Source organism: Evansella vedderi (assembly GCF_030813435.1).
GTDB lineage: Bacteria > Bacillota > Bacilli > Bacillales > Salisediminibacteriaceae > Evansella > Evansella vedderi.
In genome coordinates this window covers 60,213-82,673 of the sequence record NZ_JAUSUG010000019.1, presented here as the reverse complement: position 1 = coordinate 82,673, position 22,461 = coordinate 60,213, and the positions used below count along the sequence as shown (strand labels likewise).

Annotated in this window: 17 protein-coding genes; 12 read left to right on the top strand and 5 right to left on the bottom strand. The window is 35.6% G+C overall.

The window, feature by feature from the left end:
• Positions 1 to 329 precede the first annotated feature (329 nt).
• Entirely contained in the window at positions 330 to 1,631 is a 1,302-nt protein-coding gene (locus J2S74_RS20350) for a DUF2254 domain-containing protein (RefSeq protein WP_307329387.1), read from the top strand.
• Positions 1,632 to 1,857: 226 nt separating this feature from the next.
• Here J2S74_RS20350 and J2S74_RS20345 read toward each other — a convergent pair whose 3' ends face one another.
• Positions 1,858 to 2,562 carry a hypothetical protein gene (locus tag J2S74_RS20345; RefSeq protein ID WP_307329385.1) on the bottom strand — a complete coding sequence of 235 codons (705 nt, stop codon included), beginning with the start codon at positions 2,560 to 2,562 and terminating at the stop codon, positions 1,858 to 1,860.
• A 362-nt stretch (positions 2,563 to 2,924) separates the two neighbouring features.
• Between J2S74_RS20345 and J2S74_RS20340 the strand changes: the two genes are divergently transcribed.
• Positions 2,925 to 4,040, top strand: coding sequence for a histidine kinase N-terminal domain-containing protein (locus tag J2S74_RS20340; RefSeq protein WP_307329382.1), 1,116 nt, complete (start codon positions 2,925 to 2,927; stop codon positions 4,038 to 4,040).
• 114 nt (positions 4,041 to 4,154) lie between these two features.
• Positions 4,155 to 5,099, top strand: a complete 945-nt coding sequence (locus J2S74_RS20335; protein ID WP_307329380.1) for a DMT family transporter — start codon at positions 4,155 to 4,157, stop codon at positions 5,097 to 5,099.
• A 48-nt stretch (positions 5,100 to 5,147) separates the two neighbouring features.
• Here J2S74_RS20335 and J2S74_RS20330 read toward each other — a convergent pair whose 3' ends face one another.
• Both J2S74_RS20330 and J2S74_RS20325 read right to left on the bottom strand, forming a co-directional pair.
• Entirely contained in the window at positions 5,148 to 6,509 is a 1,362-nt protein-coding gene (locus J2S74_RS20330) for a sodium-dependent transporter (RefSeq protein ID WP_307329377.1), read from the bottom strand.
• A gap of 182 nt (positions 6,510 to 6,691) precedes the next feature.
• Entirely contained in the window at positions 6,692 to 8,137 is a 1,446-nt protein-coding gene (locus J2S74_RS20325) for a DEAD/DEAH box helicase (protein WP_307329374.1), read from the bottom strand.
• Positions 8,138 to 8,318: 181 nt separating this feature from the next.
• Between J2S74_RS20325 and J2S74_RS20320 the strand changes: the two genes are divergently transcribed.
• From J2S74_RS20320 to J2S74_RS20310, 3 genes are all read left to right on the top strand, one after another.
• Positions 8,319 to 8,645 (top strand): hypothetical protein, encoded by a 327-nt coding sequence (locus J2S74_RS20320; RefSeq protein ID WP_307329371.1) that lies wholly within the window; start codon positions 8,319 to 8,321, stop codon positions 8,643 to 8,645.
• A 127-nt stretch (positions 8,646 to 8,772) separates the two neighbouring features.
• Positions 8,773 to 10,221 carry a phospholipase D family protein gene (locus J2S74_RS20315; protein WP_307329369.1) on the top strand — a complete coding sequence of 483 codons (1,449 nt, stop codon included), beginning with the start codon at positions 8,773 to 8,775 and terminating at the stop codon, positions 10,219 to 10,221.
• A 109-nt stretch (positions 10,222 to 10,330) separates the two neighbouring features.
• Complete coding sequence (locus tag J2S74_RS20310; RefSeq protein ID WP_307329366.1) at positions 10,331 to 10,837, top strand: GNAT family N-acetyltransferase; 507 nt, start codon at positions 10,331 to 10,333, stop codon at positions 10,835 to 10,837.
• A 75-nt stretch (positions 10,838 to 10,912) separates the two neighbouring features.
• On the opposite strand, the gene J2S74_RS20305 is transcribed toward J2S74_RS20310, so the two are convergent.
• A complete protein-coding gene (locus J2S74_RS20305; RefSeq protein ID WP_307329363.1) occupies positions 10,913 to 12,097 on the bottom strand; it encodes an ROK family transcriptional regulator in 1,185 nt (394 codons plus the stop codon).
• Between the two features lie 286 nt (positions 12,098 to 12,383).
• On the opposite strand from J2S74_RS20305, the gene uxaC reads away from it, so the two are divergent.
• Together uxaC and gnd are read left to right on the top strand one after the other, a co-directional pair.
• Positions 12,384 to 13,784 carry a glucuronate isomerase gene (uxaC, locus tag J2S74_RS20300; protein ID WP_307329361.1) on the top strand — a complete coding sequence of 467 codons (1,401 nt, stop codon included), beginning with the start codon at positions 12,384 to 12,386 and terminating at the stop codon, positions 13,782 to 13,784.
• Positions 13,785 to 13,847: 63 nt separating this feature from the next.
• Positions 13,848 to 15,257 carry an NADP-dependent phosphogluconate dehydrogenase gene (gene gnd, locus J2S74_RS20295; RefSeq protein ID WP_307329358.1) on the top strand — a complete coding sequence of 470 codons (1,410 nt, stop codon included), beginning with the start codon at positions 13,848 to 13,850 and terminating at the stop codon, positions 15,255 to 15,257.
• Between the two features lie 91 nt (positions 15,258 to 15,348).
• Here the strand turns inward: gnd and J2S74_RS20290 are convergent, their stop codons facing one another.
• Positions 15,349 to 16,548, bottom strand: a complete 1,200-nt coding sequence (locus tag J2S74_RS20290) for an ROK family transcriptional regulator (protein WP_307329355.1) — start codon at positions 16,546 to 16,548, stop codon at positions 15,349 to 15,351.
• A gap of 312 nt (positions 16,549 to 16,860) precedes the next feature.
• Here J2S74_RS20290 and larC point away from each other — a divergent pair, with 312 nt between their 5' ends.
• From larC to J2S74_RS20270, 4 genes are all read left to right on the top strand, one after another.
• On the top strand, positions 16,861 to 17,724 hold the full coding sequence (larC, locus tag J2S74_RS20285; protein ID WP_307329352.1) for a nickel pincer cofactor biosynthesis protein LarC: 864 nt from the start codon (positions 16,861 to 16,863) through the stop codon (positions 17,722 to 17,724).
• A gap of 10 nt (positions 17,725 to 17,734) precedes the next feature.
• A complete protein-coding gene (locus tag J2S74_RS20280; RefSeq protein WP_307329350.1) occupies positions 17,735 to 18,595 on the top strand; it encodes a helix-turn-helix transcriptional regulator in 861 nt (286 codons plus the stop codon).
• A gap of 256 nt (positions 18,596 to 18,851) precedes the next feature.
• Positions 18,852 to 20,648: a sensor histidine kinase gene (locus J2S74_RS20275; protein WP_307329346.1), complete on the top strand. Its 1,797-nt coding sequence runs from the start codon at positions 18,852 to 18,854 to the stop codon at positions 20,646 to 20,648.
• 16 nt (positions 20,649 to 20,664) lie between these two features.
• Complete coding sequence (locus J2S74_RS20270) at positions 20,665 to 22,251, top strand: response regulator transcription factor (RefSeq protein WP_307329344.1); 1,587 nt, start codon at positions 20,665 to 20,667, stop codon at positions 22,249 to 22,251.
• Positions 22,252 to 22,461: the final 210 nt, after the last annotated feature.

Sequence of the window (22,461 nt, the reverse complement as noted above, 5' to 3'; positions counted from 1 at the left end):
AGCTCTGTTAAACTTTGATGTTGATTTTCGCTTCAGCCGTTGCTTTTCCCGTAGGAAAGAGCGTTGCTTCGTCGAATAATCTTCGATTTGTCTCGACGCATAATGCTCCAGAGCAATGCTTGCAGAGGAAGAGACAGTTCTCGCATCTTCCACTTCAATCAACTTTGTTTAAATATCAACAATATCCTTTAATAGAGCCATTAAAAAAAGCACCTATCCAACTATCTATCAAACGTTGGGTCAGGTGTTTTTTTTGTGCTGCTCTTTTAAAAAGCATTTCATAAGGCAATACTTGGTAGGTAGCATCTTATTAACAAGGGTGATCATCAGTGAAATATTATCTTCTACAAATTAAGCAAAATATATGGTTAGTCCCTAGTTTATATTGTGTTGCAGCATCCCTATTGGCTTTTGGGGTGATTTATTTAGATACGGTTCACGGGGAAACGATTGTGGACATTATTCCAGCCATTATTCTCATCAGTGTGGATTTGGCTCAAACCATTTTGGGGACTATTGCAGCAGCATTATTGACGATGATTACCATTACATTCTCTACGATCATGGTCGTTCTAACAACATACTCCACCCAGTTTTCACCTCGAACATTATCTGATTTCATTTCCAACAAAGTAACGATGCGAGTGCTAGGGGTTTATATGGGTGGCATCATGTATTCCATTCTTACCTTGCTTTTCATGCGGGAGGATTTAACTCATGAAGTAATTGCTGGGCCGATTGGTGTTTTGATAGCGATTATCTGTCTTGCCTTTTTCGCTTACTTCATTCATCATGTGGCAACAAATATACAGGTTAGTACCCTAATTAATGATGTAACCATGACTACTTTGAAAACAGTGAAGGATAGAATTACCGCTAAAAAAGGGGAAGAAATTAAAATCACTTCAGAAAAACCAAATTTTCCAGCAGGCAAAACTGCTTTTTTTCATGTGAAGAATAAGGAGCTTGGCTACATCCAACTAATTGAATTTCATCATTTGTTTAAGCTGGCCAAGGAAAAGGATCTTGTAATTGAGGTTAAAATGCCTATCGGTACCTTTGTGAAACCCGGTGATATTCTAATAACTGTATACTACGAAAGTGATTCAGCCCCCCCATTTAAATCAAAAAAGTATATTAAGATCGGTAATGATCGAACGATACTACAGGATGTAGAATTTGGGGTTCGAAAAATTGTCGAGGTCACACTACGGGCCATTTCACCGGGAATTAATGATCCCAATACGGCAATTGATTGCATTTTTCATTTAGGAAAACTTCTTGCTGAGGCTAGTAAATTAGATGGGAATTACATTAGTTACTATGATAATGACAAAGGAAGGATCGTTGCGGTACAATCGTGCTTCGATGATGTTCTCTATGCTACTTTTTATCAAATCTGCCATTATGGGCGAAAGGACATTTCCGTACTATTGGCTATTTACGAAGCACTTATCATCATTGCAGAAGAAAACGGACCTTCTATTCGAAAAAAAGTCTGGGATTGTAGTAAATATATTTATGAAAATTTCGATGTAAATCATCTCCATGAAATGGATTTACCTTATTTAGATGCGAAGAAAAATCGACTGAGGGAATTAGTGCTAGATGGTATGGAAGGAAGCATATAAGCTTTTTTCAAAGAAAATAGGAGTAAGGCTCCCCTGAACATTCGAATCTGGTTGTCATTCGCTACGGTCCACTCCCTTTCCGCGGACGACCTGTCAAGCCCCCACGGGCTTTGCCCTGTGTGGTCTTGGCTTGCTCGTTCTTCCGCAGGAGTGTCGTGGACCTTCGCTCATTCCAATGCAGACTAAAATTTTCATTGTCCTTGGTGGGAATTTTTACACATTGGGTTTATCCGAATAATCCGAGGAACCAATTCCAAATTCGTGTGAAAAATCCTGTACTTTCATTTGAAGCAGCTACTGTCACCGTCATTGCTTCCTCGGTCTCAACAGCATCTCCAGCAGGTTTTCCTTCCCTTATTAGAAGCTGCACTTCATACCCTTGAACTACATTTATCATTTCGTCACCAAAGTAATCGTACACGAACTGGGCAGTTCCATCGTTGAATGGAGAGATACCGATTTCCACTTTACTGTTTATAATATCAGGGCTAGTATGGTGGACGGTAATCCCTTCACTTTCAAAAACATTCTGTTCAAAAACTGTGGAGTCAATCTCCCGTTGTTTTTCCCTTAGTTGTTCCTCTGTGAATTTTACTACTCGGAATGCCACTTCAGAGGGCTCTTCCACTAATGCTTCAATCTCCCTTTTTGTTTCACCTGAAATGTCTTCTGTAAAGGATAAAACAATAACTCCAAGATCCCTTTCATCACGGTCAATATGAAGGCTGGCGAAGATACCAGGTGCTATGTGTCTCTCCAGGTAGCTGCGGATTTCTTCGATAGTCTCTGTATGGTTAGGATCAATCCCAGCCTCTTCCCACTCAAGTATTCGTTCTTCTAATCTGACTTTTTCTCCTTCCTCAGAAAACACCGTGGTATTGTATAAGAAACTAAAGCCTATTATCAATCCTAAAAAACAAATTTTTTTCATAAAAAAAATACCTCCCTTTTATTTTAATAGACGATAAGAGGGGGAGAAGGTTTCACTATCTTATATGTAGATCTAAAAAGGGGGGATGTAATTAGGGTCTAGCATCATGCAGTTGTGCATGGTTATGAGCAGGTAATGATGAAGCTAGGTCCATGTCCTTGTTTGAACAATAGTCTCAAGTTTTCTGCCTTTCCAATTATAATATGTTTATATTCATTCTTATTAAATTAGTTCTTTTTAGAAGGAGAATTAAAATATTTAGCGAATAGATAAAACGAGTAATATAAATACATAATCAGATTAAAATTCCGAAAATTCATACTACATATATATATTTGTATAAGTGTTTTAGGGGGTCAATTATGTCGTTTTCCGAGAAAGTTATGCAGTCATCAGTTGATACTGTTATTGAGTTTTTAGAGAGGAACGAAACTAATCTTATTCAAACGTGGGAAGAGAAAATTATTATGGAGGGTAATGTAAGTAAGGAATGTATTCAGGAAAATGGATTGCTAATGTACAAGCTCGTTCTGCAAACATTAAAAGATCTTTTAGATGAAGAGAGAATTAAACAATTAGCATTTAAATTAGCGGAAGAACGAATTGATGCTAAATCTAACATTGGGGATTTGGTCTATAATGTTAATCTAGGAAGAAGTATTATTTTAAAATATATCATTCAATCAAACATCCCTATTGATGACTTAGAGAAAATTATTGATAAAATAAACAAACAGTTTGACAACTTCAGTCATCAGGCTGTTACGAGATATACGTTAATAAAAGAAAAGGAAATTCAAGAAAAAAACCATTTCATACAACAATCTCATAAAGACCGATTATCCATTCTTGGGCAAATTTCTTCTAGTTTTGTCCACGAATTTAGAAATCCATTAACTTCGGTAATTGGCTTTTCAAAATTATTACGGAAAGAATTACCGGACCATAATTATTTAAATATAATTGATCATGAGTTGGATCAATTAAGCTACAGCATTACTCAATTTTTGCACACTTCTAAAATGGAAGTCATGGACAATAAAGTGACTGAGGTCAATCTAGGTGAATTGTTAGAAGATATTTTAAAATTCTTGTATCCTAGCATTGTAGATGAAGATGTAAGCGTTTTAACTGATGTTGATTCAAGCATTGTAGTTCATGCAAATGAATCAGAGTTAAGGCAAGTGTTTTTGAATATTCTTTTTAACTCTATTGATGCTGTAAAGCATAATGATCACTCTCGGGAAATTTATGTAAGCTGTATAGAGGAGTCTGGGAAAATCAATGTCAGTATTACAAATAATGGACCTGAAATCCCTGTAAGTGTTCAGGAAACAATCTTTGAGCCTTTTTATACTACAAAGGAATTAGGGACAGGGATTGGATTATTTGTATGCAAAAAAATTATTCAGAAGCATAATGGGGATATCATCTGTCAGTCCAATAAAAAGGAAACGAAATTTACAATATATTTATAGATGTTAGGCAAGGTTCCTGTTCCTGTACTGGGAAACAGGAACCTTTCTTTTTCATGATTAATGGAATAAAATATTATTATTTAGTAATTTTTTGTAGGTGATAGGATGACTAGAATGATAGAAAAGCTTCAAAGCTTTCCTTATTTGCTGCTTGTTTTTGCCACCTTTTTTTGGGGAACAAATTTTGTATTTAGCCGAATGATTGTAGAAGAAATTCCCCCCTTTCAATTCTCGGTACTTAGGTGGACGATTGCGAGTCTTGTTTTTTTTCCGTTTGTTTGGAAAGAATTAAGGGACAATTTTGATAGTATGAAAAGGAATTGGAAAGCTCTTTTCCTTTTAGCGTTAACAGGAGTAGCTGGTTTCAATACAACCCTTTACATAGCCATCCAGTACACTACTTCTATCAATGCGTCCTTAGTTAATTCCATGGCTCCATTGATAATTGTTCTTCTTTCTGTTTTCTTTCTAAGGGAAAAGCTTGTTGGTATCCAATATTTTGGGGTAGTAGTATCCTTAGTTGGGGTAATCATTGTAATTACAGGTGGGAGGCTAGAAACACTATTAACGTTAACAGTTAATCCTGGGGACTTAATCGTACTAGTTGCGGTACTGTTTTGGTCTGCCTATTCTGTTTTAATGAAAAAATTTGGTGTTCATTTACCGAAGAAAGCCACCTTTATCATCACGATGTATATTGCTATTCTTGTATTAATACCCTTTGCATTATTTGAGAGGACATATGAAGCTGTTTCTTTAGGAACGGTACCATTACCAGCATTGTTAGGTGTCCTTTATCTTGGAATTTTTCCAAGTATTATTTCCTTCCTTTGCTGGAATGAGGGTGTGATGCAGGTAGGACCAGGGAAAGCCTCTAACTACCTCCATTTAATCGTACTGTTTACTACTATTTTAGCCGTTGTATTTGGGGGAGAAACACTTCTACTAACCCAAATACTAGGTGGATTTTTTATTTTATCAGGCGTCCTTTTAGGCTCAAACACACATCTTTTCAAAAAAAGATTAATATCCGCAGCCAATAAAGAAAAAGGAGCATAGGACAATAAAGAGGATGTCACAGCATGTGAAACATCCTCTTTATTACATTTAAATAATTCCTAAGGAATCGATAAAAACAATTAAGATGACAACTGGTATAACGTAGCGAATTAAAAAGCTCCAAATAGAATACAGGGGAAGGGAATTTCCTTCCTTCTCTACTTCTTCCCTTACACCAGCAGGCTTCCAAATCCATCCTAAGAAAATACTTAAAATAAGTCCTGCAAATGGAAGGAGGATTTCTGCAGTAAGAAAATCCAGTATATCAAAAATGGTACGGTCAAATAGGGTAACGTGTGATAATGACCCAAAGGATAAGGCACAGAACATTCCCACTACGGTAATAATCGCTCCAGTAATAGGTGCTGCTATCTTACGTGATAAATGGAATTTTTCTTTAATAAATGCCACTACCACTTCCAGTAGAGAAATAGCAGAAGTTAATGCCGCCACGAAAATAAAGAAGAAGAAAAGAACGGCGAATAATGCACCAAATGGCATATCTGTAAAAATCGTAGGAAATGTAACGAACACTAAGTCCGGACCCCTACCAGGATCAATCCCATAGTGAAACACTGCAGGAAAAATAATTAACCCAGCCATTATGGCAACTAATAAATCAAGAAATACAATCCCACCTGCATTGGCAGGGATGCTATTTTTTTTGTTAATATAACTGCCGTAAGTAACATATAACCCTGATGCCAAGCTTAAGCTAAAGAAAGCTTGCCCTAATGCTGCGAGAATAATAGTAGAATCGATAACAGAAAAATCAGGTTTTAGAAAGAAGCTTAAACCAATATGAGCGTTTTCTAGACTTAGGCTTCTAACAACTAAAACAATGAGAAGAAGGAAAAGGGTTGGCATTAAAATATTATTCCACTTTTCAATACCTTTCTTTACTCCTCCCATCACGATAATTACAACGATGGTCATTAGAAGAACTTGAAATACGATTGGCATGATTGGATCTGTGATAAAACCACCGAAAGTACTTCCGTAATCCCTATTAGGGGCAATCAACTGTCCCGTTAATGCTTGAATAAAGTAATAAAAAGCCCAACCAGAGACAACAGAATAAAAGGATAAAATCATAAAACTGATAAGAATACCAATAAAACCGTTTAAGTACCACTTCGTTCTAGGTTGAATTGCTTTATAGCTGTCCATGGCGTTTGCTTGGCCTTTCCGTCCAATACTAATTTCACCAATTAGTAATGGCAATCCTATGAGCAGGACAAATCCTAAATAAATAAGTACAAAGGCGGCTCCGCCACCTTCTCCAACAACAAAGGGAAATCTCCATATATTCCCTAGTCCAATGGCTGATCCTGCTGCAGCAAGCATGAAGCCTAATCGTGTTCCCCATTGTTCTCTCGGTTCAAGAGAGCTGCTATTTTTTTCTGACATAAAAAATACTCCTTTGTTTTACAACTTTAGTTAAAAGCGTTAATGCAGTAAAGTGTGATGATAGTTTTATATACTAACATAGTTTTTTATGGCTAGCTACTAAGAGTTCGTGGTAATTTATAGATTTATGTTGTGAGAGAGGAAAGAAGAGGTAAGTCAAAAGGGGATATTTACCTTTTGACTTACCTCGCTTTATGAACCTTTAGTTGTTTTCCTTTTATTGTTTTTGTTTTCATTTCTTGCAGCACAAGGGACCCTTTACCATTTAGAATGTCCACATAGGTGGAATTTTCTTCGATGGAGATGATACCAATGTCTTCTGCCTGTACTCCTTGGATACTAGTGAGTGTTCCAACAAAATCAACTGGTCGAAGCTTCTTCTTCTTTCCCCCATTAAAATATAGCTTCATAATATTTTTATTTAGTTGAGACCCTTTATCTTTTTTAATAGCAGCTTTACGTTGCATTTTCTCTTCAAAGGTTTTCTTTCCTTTTTCCACGTCTTCTTTGGACGGTGGGGCCTTTCTAGTAATGGAAAACCCTAAATAGTCTTCTAATTCGTCCAAATATTTTTTCTCATAAGGAGTTATAAAGGTAATAGCTTGTCCTGTTTTACCTGCACGTCCAGTTCGACCAGTACGGTGTACATAGCTTTCTTTTTCTAAAGGAAAGTCATAATTTATGACGAGGCTAATGTTTTCAATATCAATTCCCCGTGCTGCCACATCTGTTGCAACTAAATAACGAAACTCTCCACGCTTAAATCGATTCATGACGGAAAAACGATCCTTTTGAGCAAGTGAGCCATGGATTTTTTCACAGGAGTAGTTGGCACCCTTTATTTTACGGTATAGTTGATCTACCTTTTCTTGAGTTCCGCAAAAGAGAATACAGCTGTCAGGGTTTTCAACAATGGAAATATCTTTAAGGAGAGAAAATTTCTTTTCCTCCGATACTTCTATCAAGTAGTGCTCTATTTTCGGTTTAGTAAATTCCGTACTTGCAATTTCAATTTCCTGAGGGGTGTTCATATACTTTTGGCATAGACTTTCCACATCAACAGGAAGTGTCGCAGAGAAAAGAGAAGTAACTCTGTTTTCTGTGGGGAGTTTTTGAATGATCCCTTCCACCTGATCGATAAAACCCATATTAAACATTTCATCAGCTTCGTCTATGACTAAATAATTTATTTGGCTTACATTTAAAGTTCCTTTTTGAATATGGTCTAGTACTCTTCCAGGAGTACCTACGACCACATGTGTCTTTTGTTTTAAGGCTAGCTTTTGTTTATCAAAGGATTGTTTACCATAAATGGCTTCTGCATTTACCCGCTTAAATCTCCCAATATTGATAATATCGTCTTTAATTTGTGCAGCAAGCTCCCGTGTTGGAGTAAGGATAAGGGCTTGTGGTTTGTTTTCTTCCCAATCTATTAATTCACAGATGGGGATAGAAAAGGCAGCCGTTTTCCCACTACCTGTCTGAGATTTTACGATATGGTCTTTCCTTTCTAGTGCAACGGGAACGACTCTTTTTTGAACTTCAGTTGGGTGAATATATTTTAAGTCATGAAGAGCTAATTTGATTTCTTTACTTAGTTGAAATGCCTGAAAGCTTCCTTTATTCATATTGATTACCTCATTTGTTTAAATCGTATTTGCAATTTATTGTTCCCCTTTTCATTATATAGTATTTCCATCCCTGTCAGAAATAGGGGAGATCACATGACAGTCTCCAATGACCTTCGTCCACACCTTCTAAATGAAATAAAAATAGAATATAAAAGGTTGCTTGGAAAGGGTGACAGTGATGAAAGAAGAAAAACTAAGGGAGTTAGAAGTTAAGCTAGATGAGATTCGTCACGAGTTAGATCAACTGGAATCTGATATAAAATCAAAAACGACAGAAAATGATGTAAAGGTTATGCTTGATGAATACGCAAAACTGAAAAAGGTACTGACGGAGGAGGAGGCAATTGTCACAGTTGATAAAATTCTAAATGAAAAAAGATACATGACAGAAAATGATGTGAAGACGATAACAAAAGAAATGCACATAACCATCTTAAAATGGGTAGTAGGTACAACCATCAGTAGCGTCGCACTAATTATCGCTATCCTACGTGTCCTATTTTAAATTTCAGGGACCGGGTCCCGTACAATTTTTATTCCTTGTTCTACCTATTCATCACCTGTTCATATTAATAAATTATAGTAAAAGAACAATTAATGGAAATGTCAGTGATGAAAAGGGTGAGTGACCATTGAAAAAACATGGAATAAATGTAATAAAGATAATTACCCTCTTATTAAGTACCTACATTATCTATGTTCTATTGGCCGGAGTTTTGTTATTTCAATTCCATACACCCGATTCCAGTAATTACCGAGAGGCTCACGATCCGGAACGTTTTTTTGGTGATAAGGAAGTTTCTGACAGGGTTGTCCTTGTGGAAGATAGAATGGAAGCGGGACTTGTCCGTATAAATTTAATAGAAAATGCAGAGGAAACGATCGATTTAGCTTACTTTACGATCCATAAAGGTATTGCAAGTGATGTTTTATTTTCAAGTATTGTAGATGCAGCTGATAGGGGAGTAAAGGTTCGTTTTCTCTTAGATGGAATATTTCATAATTTAAGAGGGGATTTAAGGGATATTATCTATGCCTATTCCTATCATCCTAATATCGATTTGAAGTTCTACGAGCCTTTAGATTTCCTTCGTCCTTGGACATGGAACAACCGACTCCACGATAAAATGATTGTGGTGGATAATAAACTGGCCATGATTGGGGGGAGAAATATTGGGGACAAATATTATGCTCCCGAGGGGTATGAAGGGGCTTCTAACGATCGGGATGTATTAGTAATAAATACGAATGCCCCGGAAACAAATACTAGTGTGATAGAAGAGATTAATAATTATTTCCAGTATGTTTGGGATCATGAGTTCACGCATAATCCTGCAACAATCTTATCCAATCGTCAGGAGAGAAGGGCTCAGGAAGAGCTTTATTACTTAAGGGAGCTTTTTCAAGGATACCAGGCTTCCCATTCGGATCTATTTCAGAATGAATATGATTGGTTAGAAAAATCATTTCCTGCAAATAAAGTAACCTTTATTCATAACCCCATTGAGCGATTGAACAAGGAACCTTGGGTTTGGTATGAGCTTACCGGTCTAATGGAAAAAGCGGAGGACTCTATTTTTATCCAAAGTCCTTATGTTATTCCAACGGATAAAATGGTTCAATTTATAGATAAAGACAAGGTAACTGCATCTGAAATAAAAGTTTTGACCAATTCCTTAGCAGCAAGTCCTAATGTTCTAGCTTATTCGGGATATATGAGATACCGTGAAGAATTAGTTCGTTCCGGGATAGATGTTTATGAATTCCAAGGCCCAACGGAATCCTTACATGGGAAAACCTATATTTTTGACGAGCGAATTACTGCCATTGGTGCCTTTAACCTAGATCCAAGGAGTACCTTCTTAAGTACGGAAGTTATGGTTGTTATTGACAGCGAAGCGTTTGCCAGTCATTTAAAAAACAAAGTCAATACCCTTAAAAATGAAGGAAGTCTCCAAGTAAAGAGCGACGGGAGCTATAAGGAAAGTCTCTATGTAGTGGAAGAGGATGTCTCCCTAGTAAAAAGGGGAGGTACTAGAGTGTTATCATGGATTACTAGATTTGTAGAGTATTTACTATAGACGTTTTATAAGCTGGAAAACTTGAGTAATACCTTGTTGCCAGTTACTATGAATTTAAAGATTTTACAGTATTTTTTCATTCAAAATAATGAAAAGGGCAGGGGGAAAAATGAAGATTAGGGATGCATCAAAAGAAGAAAGAGAGGAAATACGAAGGCAGAGGGTGGATGCTTACAAAGAGCATGCAGATAAAATACCTGAAGCCCATTGGGAAGCACTAAAACAAGTCATCACTTCCGAGGCTGACAATCTACCTGGTGTGGAATTGATTGTGGCAGAAGAGGAAGGGGATCTTTTGGGAAGTGTAGCTTTATTCCCTGCAAAAACAGATGCCTATGAAGGCCATGTGGAAGAGTTGGATTATCCTGAAATTAGACTGCTTGCCGTTGTACCTTTTGCTCAAGGAAAAGGGGTAGCTTCCCACTTGATTACTGAATGTATTCGGCGAACGAAAGAGAAAGGCTATGATTCCATTGGCTTACATACAGGCGAGTTTATGAAAGGGGCTTTGAAACTATATGAACGGTTTGGATTTGAGCGCCAGCCCCAGTACGATTTCGAACCTGCTGATGATGGAATTATTGTAAAAGCATATAGGTTAAAGCTTACAGATTAAAAGTAAGGAGTTGATTTACGCTTCAGCCTCCTCGTACCCCTTTTGAGACACCCTTACTTTATCTAAGGGCATTAACTAAGTTAATACCTTAGAGTTTAAATAATCGTAAGGTACGAGGTTCATTGTATCGATCTGAAAAAACTGCTTCAGGGCAAATACTGCTCCACCTAGGGCACAGGCATTCCCTCGAATGTTTGAGGCCCTAATTTCCCGATAATTATTTATCTTTGATTTGAGTTTTTGATGAATTCTTTCCGTAATTGGGGAACCGCTCTTAATCATCGTTCCATTTAATATAAGTTCCTCAGGATTAAAAATATTTATTATATTATTTAAGCCTGCTGCTAAGTAATGAATATAGTGATCGATAATACTATCAAATTTATGATCCCGTAAAAGTTCTTCAAATCCATTACAAGAAGTAGCGGTAGGAAAACTATTAGAGATTCTATTTTTTAGAGCCTTCTCTGAAGCGTACAATTCCCAACAACCTTTGTTCCCACAGGAACAATGCAAACCATCTGTTTCAACTATCATATGGCCAATTTCACCTGCAAACCCATGATATCCTCGATAAATTTCATTTTTACTAATGATCCCTAATCCTATACCAGAGTATAAGGTAACACAGAATAAATCGGGGATATGTTCGTCATATACTTGTTCGGCAAATGCGCAAAGGTTAGCATTATTGTCTACAAATACCTTCGTTTGAAATGCCTTTTCTAATTTAGATGTAATTTCTACATTTGACCAATTGTGCTTTGGTGTAAAAATGATTTCATCATCATTATTAACAATGCCATGTATACCTATTCCAATCCCTATTAGACCAATAGGTTGGTACATTGAATTATGCTTCAAAATAGAGGGGGATAACCTCTTGATTATTGAATCTATAACTTGTTCTAGATTATTGGATATAACTGGTATCTGCATTTTTTTTATGGGATTTCCTTTGAGGTTTATAAAAATAACATTAATGCTATTATCATCAATATCAATACCAATGCTATAACCAGCTTGTCCATTGATTTCAAGCAAAATGGGTTTTCTGCCTCGGGTATTGGATTCCCTTTCCCTTATTTCCGTCACGATATGATCATTTAATAGATCGCTAATCTGCGTAGATACGGTTGCTTTATTCAATCCAGTGATTCTAGCTAAATCACTCCTTGATAAAGAAACGTTCTGTATCGTTTCTTCTATTAAAATCCTTCTGTTCATCTTCTTTATATAACTTGCGTCACCTGTATTCAAATTTCATACCTCCTAGAAGTGCAAGCATCCCAGTATACCTACCACATTTCAGAGGAGGAAATAATTATTCTTAAAAGAATGCTTGAAATATAAAGCCTTTACATATATCATAGTATACAACAAATAGTTTGTTTGATAAACAAATAAAAATATTGAAGTTATAATACAATATTTATTAATTTAAAATGTTAAAATAAAATAGGGGAGGAATGTTACTTACGAGGAGAATACGTGCACTAGATTATTTAGAGCTTCTATCAATTTTATTAGAAAGGTGAGATTTAAGGTGAAATCATTTATTACTGATGACTTTCTATTATACAACGAGACAGGAAAAGAGCTATACCATAACACAGCTAAGAAATTACCTATCATTGATTATCATAACCATTTGAGTCAGGTAGATATATTAACCAATAAAAATTACTCCAACTTATCGGAAATTTGGCTTGCTGGTGACCACTATAAGTGGCGTGGCATGAGAGCGAATGGAATAAGTGAAGATTTTATAACAGGGGAAAAGGATGATTACGAAAAGTTTTTAGCATGGGCGAAAACAGTACCTAATACATTGGGGAATCCTTTATATCACTGGACCCATTTAGAGCTACTGAGATATTTTGATATTGAAGATCTACTAGAAGAACAAACAGCACCAGCTATTTGGGAAGAGGCAAATGCTAAACTAGCTTCACCACAATTGTCTGTTAGGTCTATTTTACAAAAGGATAAGGTAGAATTTGTAGGTACAACGGATGACCCGACAGATGATTTAGCTAGTCATATTAAATTGGCTGAAGAGGATACCTTTTCCGTAACTGTTTCTCCTTCCTTCCGACCTGATAAAGGTTTAAATATTGAGAAGGAAGAGTTCCTTCCTTGGGTTGAAAAATTAGCACAAGTATCCAATCGACCAATTGAAGATTACGAGGCATTCTTAGGAGCCATCTCCAGTAGAGTAGATTACTTCCATGAAAATGGGTGTAAAAGTGCAGATCATGGAATAAGTGTGATGTTCTTTGAAGAAGCATCCAAAGGAGAAGTAGCAGATATTTTTCAAAAGAGAATGAATGGTCAAACATTAACAACGGAAGAAGCAGAAAAATTTAAAACGTATACCTTACTAACTCTAGGTGAATTATATAAACACAAAGGTTGGGTTATGCAGCTTCATATTGGAGCACTACGTAATAACAATACGAAAATGTTTAACAAGCTTGGAGCCGATAGTGGTTTTGACTCCATAGGAGATCGCTTAATTGCTGATAAATTATCTAAGTTCTTGGATGCACTTGAGGTAGGGGAGAATTTACCCAAGACCGTATTATATAGTTTGAATGCTAATGATAATAATGTTCTTGCTGCTATGGCTGGTAATTACCAGAGCTCAGAGATACCAGGAAAGGTGCAATTTGGGACAGCCTGGTGGTTTAATGACACGATTGATGGTATGGAAGACCAAATGAAGACATTGGCAAATATAGGGCTAATTAGCAACTTTATAGGGATGTTAACCGATTCTAGAAGTTTCCTCTCCTTCTCTCGACATGAGTATTTTAGAAGAATTTTATGTAATTTAATTGGAAGTTGGGCAGAGCAGGGGAAGGTACCAAAAGACATGAATTTATTAGAAAAATACGTATCTAACATTTGTTATTACAATGCAAAGCGCTATTTTAATCTATAAGGTAAAGCAATTTTATTATATACTAGTTCAGTACTCTTAAAAAATAACAGGGGGTTAGGAAATATGTCAAAACAACAAATCGGTGTTGTTGGTCTAGCGGTAATGGGGAAGAATTTGGCACTAAATATAGAAAGTCGAGGTTATTCCGTTTCTGTGTTTAACCGGTCTTCCGAAAAGACAGAGGAGTTTCTCAAAACAGAAGCTGTAGATAAGAACTTTGTAGGAACATATAGTATAGAAGAATTCGTAAATTCATTAGAAAAACCACGTAAGATTTTGTTAATGGTAAAAGCAGGAGCTCCAACTGATGCAACAATAGAATCCTTACAGCCTTATTTAGAAGAGGGAGATATCCTTATTGATGGGGGAAATACCCTTTTTGAAGATACGATTCGACGAAATAAAATGCTTGATGAAACAGGGATTCACTTCATTGGTACAGGAGTTTCTGGTGGAGAAGAAGGTGCTTTAAACGGTCCTTCTATTATGCCAGGAGGTCAAAAGGAAGCCTATGAGCTAGTGGCACCTATTTTTGAAGCCATTTCTGCAAAGGTAGATGGGGAGCCATGTGTAACCTATATTGGACCTAACGGAGCAGGTCATTTTGTTAAAATGGTTCATAACGGAATTGAGTATGGAGATATGCAATTAATTTCAGAAGCCTACTTTATTATGAAGCATGTTTTAGGAATAGGTGTAGAGGAACTTCATGAAATATTTAAGGAATGGAATAAAGGGGAACTTGATAGTTATCTCATTGAAATCACAGCCGATATTTTTACAAAAGTAGATGATGAGACAGGGAAACCATTGGTGGATGTAATTTTAGATAAGGCTGGTCAAAAAGGTACAGGAAAGTGGACAAGTAAAAATGCATTAGATTTAGGTGTACCCCTACCTTTGATAACTGAATCCGTATTTGCTAGATTCATCTCTGCTATGAAAGAGGAGCGAGTAAAAGCCAGTAAGGTGTTAGCTGGTCCTCAAGGGGAACAATATACAGGGGATAAAAGCGAGTTAATTGAAGCAGTTAGAAAGGCGTTATACATGAGTAAAATTTGTTCCTACGCCCAAGGCTTTGCTCAAATGAGAGCAGCATCAGAGGAAGAAGGTTGGGACCTTCAATATGGTGATATTGCTATGATTTGGCGTGGAGGATGTATTATTCGTGCACAATTCCTGCAAAAAATCAAAGAGGCTTATGATAATAATCCAGGACTAGAGAATTTATTACTAGATCCTTATTTTAAAGAGATTGTGGAAGGCTATCAAGCTTCTTTACGAGAAGTAGTATCTGTAGCCATTAAACATGGTATTGCTGTCCCTACCTTCGCTAGTGCTATTGCCTACTATGATAGCTATCGCTCCGAAGATTTACCAGCAAACCTTATTCAAGCACAACGGGATTACTTTGGTGCCCATACGTATGAACGTAAAGACAAAGAAGGTATATTCCATACAAAATGGTTCTAAATAAATAGAATGAGGGTGTGTCAGCTGTAAATAGAACGTTGACATACCCTCAAAAAAATGACAGATTTATAAATGCTTAAAGAATCCAAGGTTAAACGATCGTATCCACTTTTGTGGAAGGGATTTTTTCTTCCGTAAGTTCTAAGCTTATTTCAGAGATTTCTAAGAAGTTTTTGGAAGCGTGTGCACAAGCACCCATGACACAGGCTTTTGTTCCTAATTGTGAGATAACAAGCTCACCATATTGAGTAACGGATGAGGTGAGATAACCTTTAATTTTTTCAATAACATTAGGATAGATCCTTAGCACATTACTATTCAGAACAATGGTTTCAGGGTTACATAAATTAATGACGTTATTTAGACCGATAGAAATGTACTTAATGAATTCCTCTAGAAGTTCATATGCTTCGGGGTCACCAGTGTCAATCCATTGTTCTAAGTCCTCATACTTGACATTAGGAAGTTTCTTCTTCTCTGATAAGGCTTCAAACAGTTTCGCTTCTGAGGCATATAATTCCCAGCATCCTTTATTACCACATTTGCATTGCTTACCTTCAGGGTAAATAATCATGTGGCCAATTTCACCAGCGTAACCATGAAAGCCTTTCTGAATAGTACCGTCCATAATTAACCCTGTACCAATACCTGAATACATTGTTAAACTTAACAGATTTTGAGTATGGTGGTGTTGAAACACTTTTTCCGCAAAAGCAACTAAGTTGGCATTATTATCAATGGAAATGTTAATATCTAATTCTTTTTGGAGGTCCTCTTTTAATTTTTTATTGTGCCACTGATGTTGAGGAACGAAATTAATGACCTCATCTTTCCCTACTGTACCATGGATACCGATAACTACACCTACTAAACCGTAGCGGGTATGGGAGGATTTAGCATCATAATCCTTGATTTGCTTAATTAATTCCTTTACAACTACATCGTAGTCTGATGTGGTTAGTTCAAAAGTATTTGAATACACTGGGAAACCTAATAAATCAGATAAGGTATAAGTTATAGCTTTATAATCTAAATCAATACCTAGTACGAACCCAGTTTTTCGATTCAGAGAAAGCATAATTGGTCTTCTACCAATATTGTGATGCTCTTGTCTCGTTTCGTAAATCAACTCTTCATCTAATAAATCATTAATTTGTACAGAAATGGTAGCCTTATTTAATCCTGTGAGCTTTGATAATTCTGCCCTGGATATCATTCCATGCTCGATAATTTTTTCAAGGAGTAGGCTACGATTTAATTTTTTTATATAAGCTCCATCACCTGTTATCATAAATATCCTCCTGTTTGTGTGATAAAAATATTTTAAGAGTCTGTTCACAAAGGGGTATTTTTCCCACTTGAACACGCTCTTTAAGTATTAGTTTCTAAAATAGCAAGAATGGGGTCATGTCAAAGAGGTTAGATTAATTTGTAAAGTACCCAAATTAAATCTTGTCTTTATTATCATAAATCAATATCCTGTAATTAACAACTGTATCTAGCCACTATATTGTGTGGTTTTTTTCAAAAGGTAAAAACTTAAACTGCTACATTGACTTCATGAAGAACGGATAGTGAGTATTTATAAAAGGAGATGTAAAAAATGACAACATTATACTTTGATTGCTTTTCTGGAATTAGTGGTGACATGGTGATAGGTGCTTTGCTTGATTTAGGAGCTGATCCTGTTTATCTAGAGCAAGAACTTAAGAAACTCCAAATTGAGGAAGAGTACCAACTAAGGTGGAATAAAATTGTAAAAAATGGAATTACTAGTACTAAATTTGATGTACTACTAAACACTCATGAACACCACTCACATCATCATGACCATGGACACGACCATGAGCATGATCATCATCATGAGCATGATCACCACCATGGGCATGATCATCATCATGAGCATGATCACATACATACGCATAGTCACGATCATCATCATCACCATTCTCACCGTTCTTATAAGGATATTGTAAAGATGATTGAAGAGGCTGAATTTCATGATGAAGTAAAAGATATTGCACTTAGAATATTTAAGAAAATAGGTGAAGCAGAAGGTCACATTCATGGAATGCCCTTAGATAAGGTTCATTTTCATGAAGTGGGGGCTGTAGATTCCATCGTTGATATTGTTGGTACCGCCATATTACTCCACCAATTAAATATAAAAGATATTAAATCATCACCAGTGGCTGTAGGGTCAGGAAAAATTCATATTGATCATGGTATTTACCCTGTTCCCGCACCTGCTACCCTAGAAATTTTAAAGGGAGTGCCTGTTCAGCACAGTGACATAAAAGGTGAACTAGCTACACCAACTGGAGCGGCTATTGTAGCAGTCCTTGCTAATGAATTTTGTACTCTGCCTTCTATGAGAGTAACTGGTGTAGGCTATGGAGCAGGAACAAAAACCTTTAAAAAACACCCTAATGTACTTAGAGTCATAACGGGAGAAGAATCATTATAGGGAATGGATAATGATGAATGAGAATTTAATTACTTTTTATCGCTTATCAGGCACAGGTGACTATTCGTTTGATTACCACTCTCATCAAGAATATGAAATTTATTTCTTTCATTCCGGTTCCTGTCGATATTTAATAAATAACCATATTTATGACCTTAAGCCAGGTGATATTTTGTTAATGGATGGTATGACACTTCATAGACCGAATGTTCAACCAAATTATGAATATATCCGTAGTGTTGTTCATTTTTCACCACTTTGGATTAAAGGTGTCTTACAAGAGATGGGAAGTATGTATTTATTAGATCCGTTTCAGAATTTACAACATTGCTTAATTCGAACCAATGAAAATGATAAATCAAAGTATTTAGAAGACGTCTGTAGACGTCTCTCTCAGTTGTCAAACCCAACACTCAACATCGAAGATAACAATATACAGGTAGAGACAGAAAGGAAGGTCTTATTATTACAAGTTTTAATTATAGTGAATCAATTAGTTAAAGAAGCGCGTTTGGAAATTCCTGATAAAAAAGAAGCTAAGACAGAGCAAGCGGAAAAAATAGCCAGCTATATTCAATTGAATTATATGAAAAAATTAACTTTAGATTTCATTGCAGAAGAGCTTAATGTAAGTAAATCCTATCTATCACATGTATTTAAGGAAATCACAGGATTTACAGTGATGGAATATTTAATGAAATGTCGATTAACGCAAGTAAAATATTTGCTTGAAATGGAGCCTGATAAACCGTTAAAAGATATTGCATACGAATGCGGATTTGAAAGTGTTGCCCATTTTAGTCGTTACTTTCGTGAAAAAGTCGGGGTTACAGCAAAGGAATATCGGCGTCTACGTCTTGCGATGGAATGAGTATCTTACAAAAAAGGAGGATTCAATAAATACCAGCGGGTAATTCGCTGGTTATTTCCATCCACTTTTATAAACTTATAGACTATTATTAGTACAAGAAATATATTAGAATTAATATATTGCGCCAACAAATTAATTCTATCCCCTTTCCATAGTCCGAAAATTTATAATATTTATAATATATGGTGTTTGTTTTTTTTGGTATTGTAAATTTCTTGTCCGTTAATCTAGACAAACCTTATAGGATGTGACATTTATGGGATGGTTTAGGAAGAGTAGGAAATATATAACAAGACAATTATCATTTAGACAAAAATTAATTCTAGTTGTACTCATTTTCATGGTAATACCCATGATGGTCAGTGTCGCTAACATGAGTTATACAAGTATTCAATACGTACAGAATCAGACAGTAAAGAATGAAAAATATATGCTTGACTTGTCCCACCAATATTTTACTAACAGAGCATATGAGTTAATCGCTACTATGAACTTAGTCCTCTTTGATAATGAAATCAATAGCATTCTAAATCGGAATTTACATGGAAATTCAAATCCACAAATGTTTGTTGATATAAATGCTAGATTAAATCTATTTACGCTAAATAATAATATTTTTATTATGATTATGATTCCAAATAATGATCATTTTTTTTCAAATAAAAATTATGACAATTACTTTGATATACAAAAATTGCAAAAACATACTCCAGTTTTAGCTGAGAAACCAGCATTCTATATTCACTGGTTTGATTCCCAAGACGATTTGTTACATGAGATACGGTCCCCTGAAGGTATCAATGAACAGATGATAGTAGTAGGAAGGAAATTAACCAATTACAGTGGTAAAACAACGGGTTATATGTTTGCAGGTATTACGGAAAGGAATATTACACCTATTTTAGGTAGCGATGAATATAACGTAAGTCGAGAACTTTTACTTGTTAATGGGAGTAATAACATTATATTCAGCACGCATCCTTATAATAAAAGATTGAGTTTACTAGATAACTATTGGAAGAACACCGAACAAGAAACTCCAATCATGGAATATGAAGGGGAAAACTATATCGTGGTGGATCGTCCTCTGCCCATTTCCGATTGGAAACTTGTTAGTGTTACTCCATACCAAGAAGCTGCTGAACAACTTGATCAAGCGTATACCTTTAATGTGTTTTTACAGGTGGTAGCCTTTATATTCATGGCTATAATCTTGTTATATCTTATAAATAAATTTACACAGCCCATTACAAAATTGGCGCAAGTAGCAGGTATGGTTGAACATGGAAATTTGGAAATTCGTTCGAATATTAAACGGAATGATGAGATTGGTAGATTATCTATTGCGTTTGACCTAATGTTAGAACGTATCGAAAGTATGATTGAAGAAATTAAAATGGAGCAAAAAATAAAGAGGAAAGCGGAAATAGCAGCATTACAAGCGAAAATTAAGCCTCATTTTATTTTTAATTTATTAAATACAATACGTTTACAATTTATAAAAAATCATGATATGGAAGCAGCGAAAATCACACAATCTTTCATACAATTTTTGAGAAGTATATACCAGGGGAAGGAACTGATCACACTTCAGGAAGAAGTTAATGATACAGTTGTTTACTTAAATCTGGTAAATGCCATGCGGAAAAACCCGGTTGAAATGAAACAACTTATTGTTCCAGAAACTTTTGATATAAAAATCCCTCGTCTTATCACTCAACCAATTGTAGAAAATAGTTGTAAGCATGGATTTCGTGGACGTGATGGACGGATCACAATGGAATCTAAAAAAGAAAATGATTTCATCTATTTATCTATTTATGATAACGGAATAGGAATGGACGAGGAGACACTTTCAACCTTGAAAGAGAGTATTAAAATGAATAAAAAAATGATTGTTAATCAATTTCAGACAAATCCTAGCGATATGTTTGGTATTGGACTCAAAAATGTCTATGAAAGAATGATTTTAACATACGGTGAAGAGGCGGATATGATCATCGAAAGTGGAATTAACAAGGGAACGAAAATTACATTGGTATTTCCTATATAAAATGGAGGGATTTGAAATGAATGTATTACTTGTGGATGATAATTATCAAATGCTCCAGTTTATGAACAATTGTATTCAAGAGGCCAAAAGTGATATACGAGTGATCGGAATGTGTGAAAATGGGGAGCAGGCATTACAAGTAGTTCGCCAGAAAAAACCAGACATTTTGATTACGGATATTGATATGCCAGGAATGAATGGTTTGGAGCTTATTAGAAAGATAAAGGAATTACATCCTGAGGTTCATTCACTGATTATATCCAGTTATGATGACTTTCATTACGCTCAACAAGCTGTTCGTTTGTTAGTAAATGATTATATGTTAAAGGAATCCATTGAACCGGATACGTTACTGGATGCAATTGATAGGTTATCCAATAAAATTAAGCAAGAATCCCGTAAGTTAAATGATATCAATCAATGGAAATCAATCATTGAACAAAATAAATTTACTATAAAAAAACAATGGTTTAAAAGCATGTTGCATTCTCCAATGGTGGAGGAAAACGTATGGATGGATAAGTGTAACGATTACGGATTTGACTTATCAACCTATAGTTATATACCGGTCTTTGGGAGAGTAATGAACTTGCGATTAGCTTTGGAGCAGTTTGAATCCCCGGAGCTATTAATGTATGCCATAGATAATATTACGAACGAACTTTCTGGAGAAAAAGTGGAATGTTTTGCTTATGAGGAATTCGGTTTCTTTTTATTCTTCCCTATTCGACCTTCAATAAAAAACAACCAGTATGATGAAGTTAAAAAAATACTTTCTCAATTACAGGTTGCGTTAACTGAATATATCGATGTTAAGATGGCATTTGTTTATGAGAAAACAGTTCAAAACATACACGACTTGAAAAAAGTAACTCAAAAACTATGCTGTTTGAAGCAAGAGTGGTTCTACATGGATGAAATGGCTGTTAAAGGATATCACGAATTGTCCACTAACCTTACAACGAGTCCGGTACACGAAGATTATACTAACACTTTTCATACACTAAAGACCTTTATTGATGATAATGAGGAAACAGAAAAAGTCATCCAATGGATTAATCATTGGGGAGGTTCTATGTCCCTAAAAAAATATGATCCTGACTCCATCAAATTTTTAATATATAAAGTAATGACTGACCTTGATTACAGCTACAATTCAGTCTCCGATAAGGTTGAAAATATTCATCAAGAGATTATGGAGGCACAAACCATAGAGCAATTACAGGAATATGTTTATAGGTTTCTATTAAAGTTAATCCAAAGTAAAGAAACTCGTAAAAAAACAGAAAAACAATGTATATGGAAAGCCATCCAATACGTAGAGAACAACGTCGATCAAAAAATAACCTTAGAAGGGGTATCTCAACATCTTTATCTCAATCCAAGTTATTTTAGCAGATTGTTTAAAAAGGAAACAGGAGAATCATTCATAGAATATGTCAACCGATTTAAAATGGATAAAGCGATTCAACATTTAACTAAATCTAACGCAACAATCGAGGATATTGCCGTCAAACTTGGCTATGATAGTACAAGCTACTTTATAAAAATCTTTAAAAAGTATTATCATATGACACCAGTAAAGTATAGAAAAAAACATTAAAGAATTTAAAAAATATAGACTGTTTTCGCAAACTTTGTTGCTTTTTGGGAAGGGCTTGGAGCAACGGAAGACGGTGACATTACGCCGTTGCCCACAGGACGTGGGCTGCCTTTAGGTGTAATTCGCCGTCTGTAGCGTATCCAAGCTATATCAAAATTTACTAAAAACAACAAATCATTTCATCCGACGAGTAATCGGAGGAGCAATCTT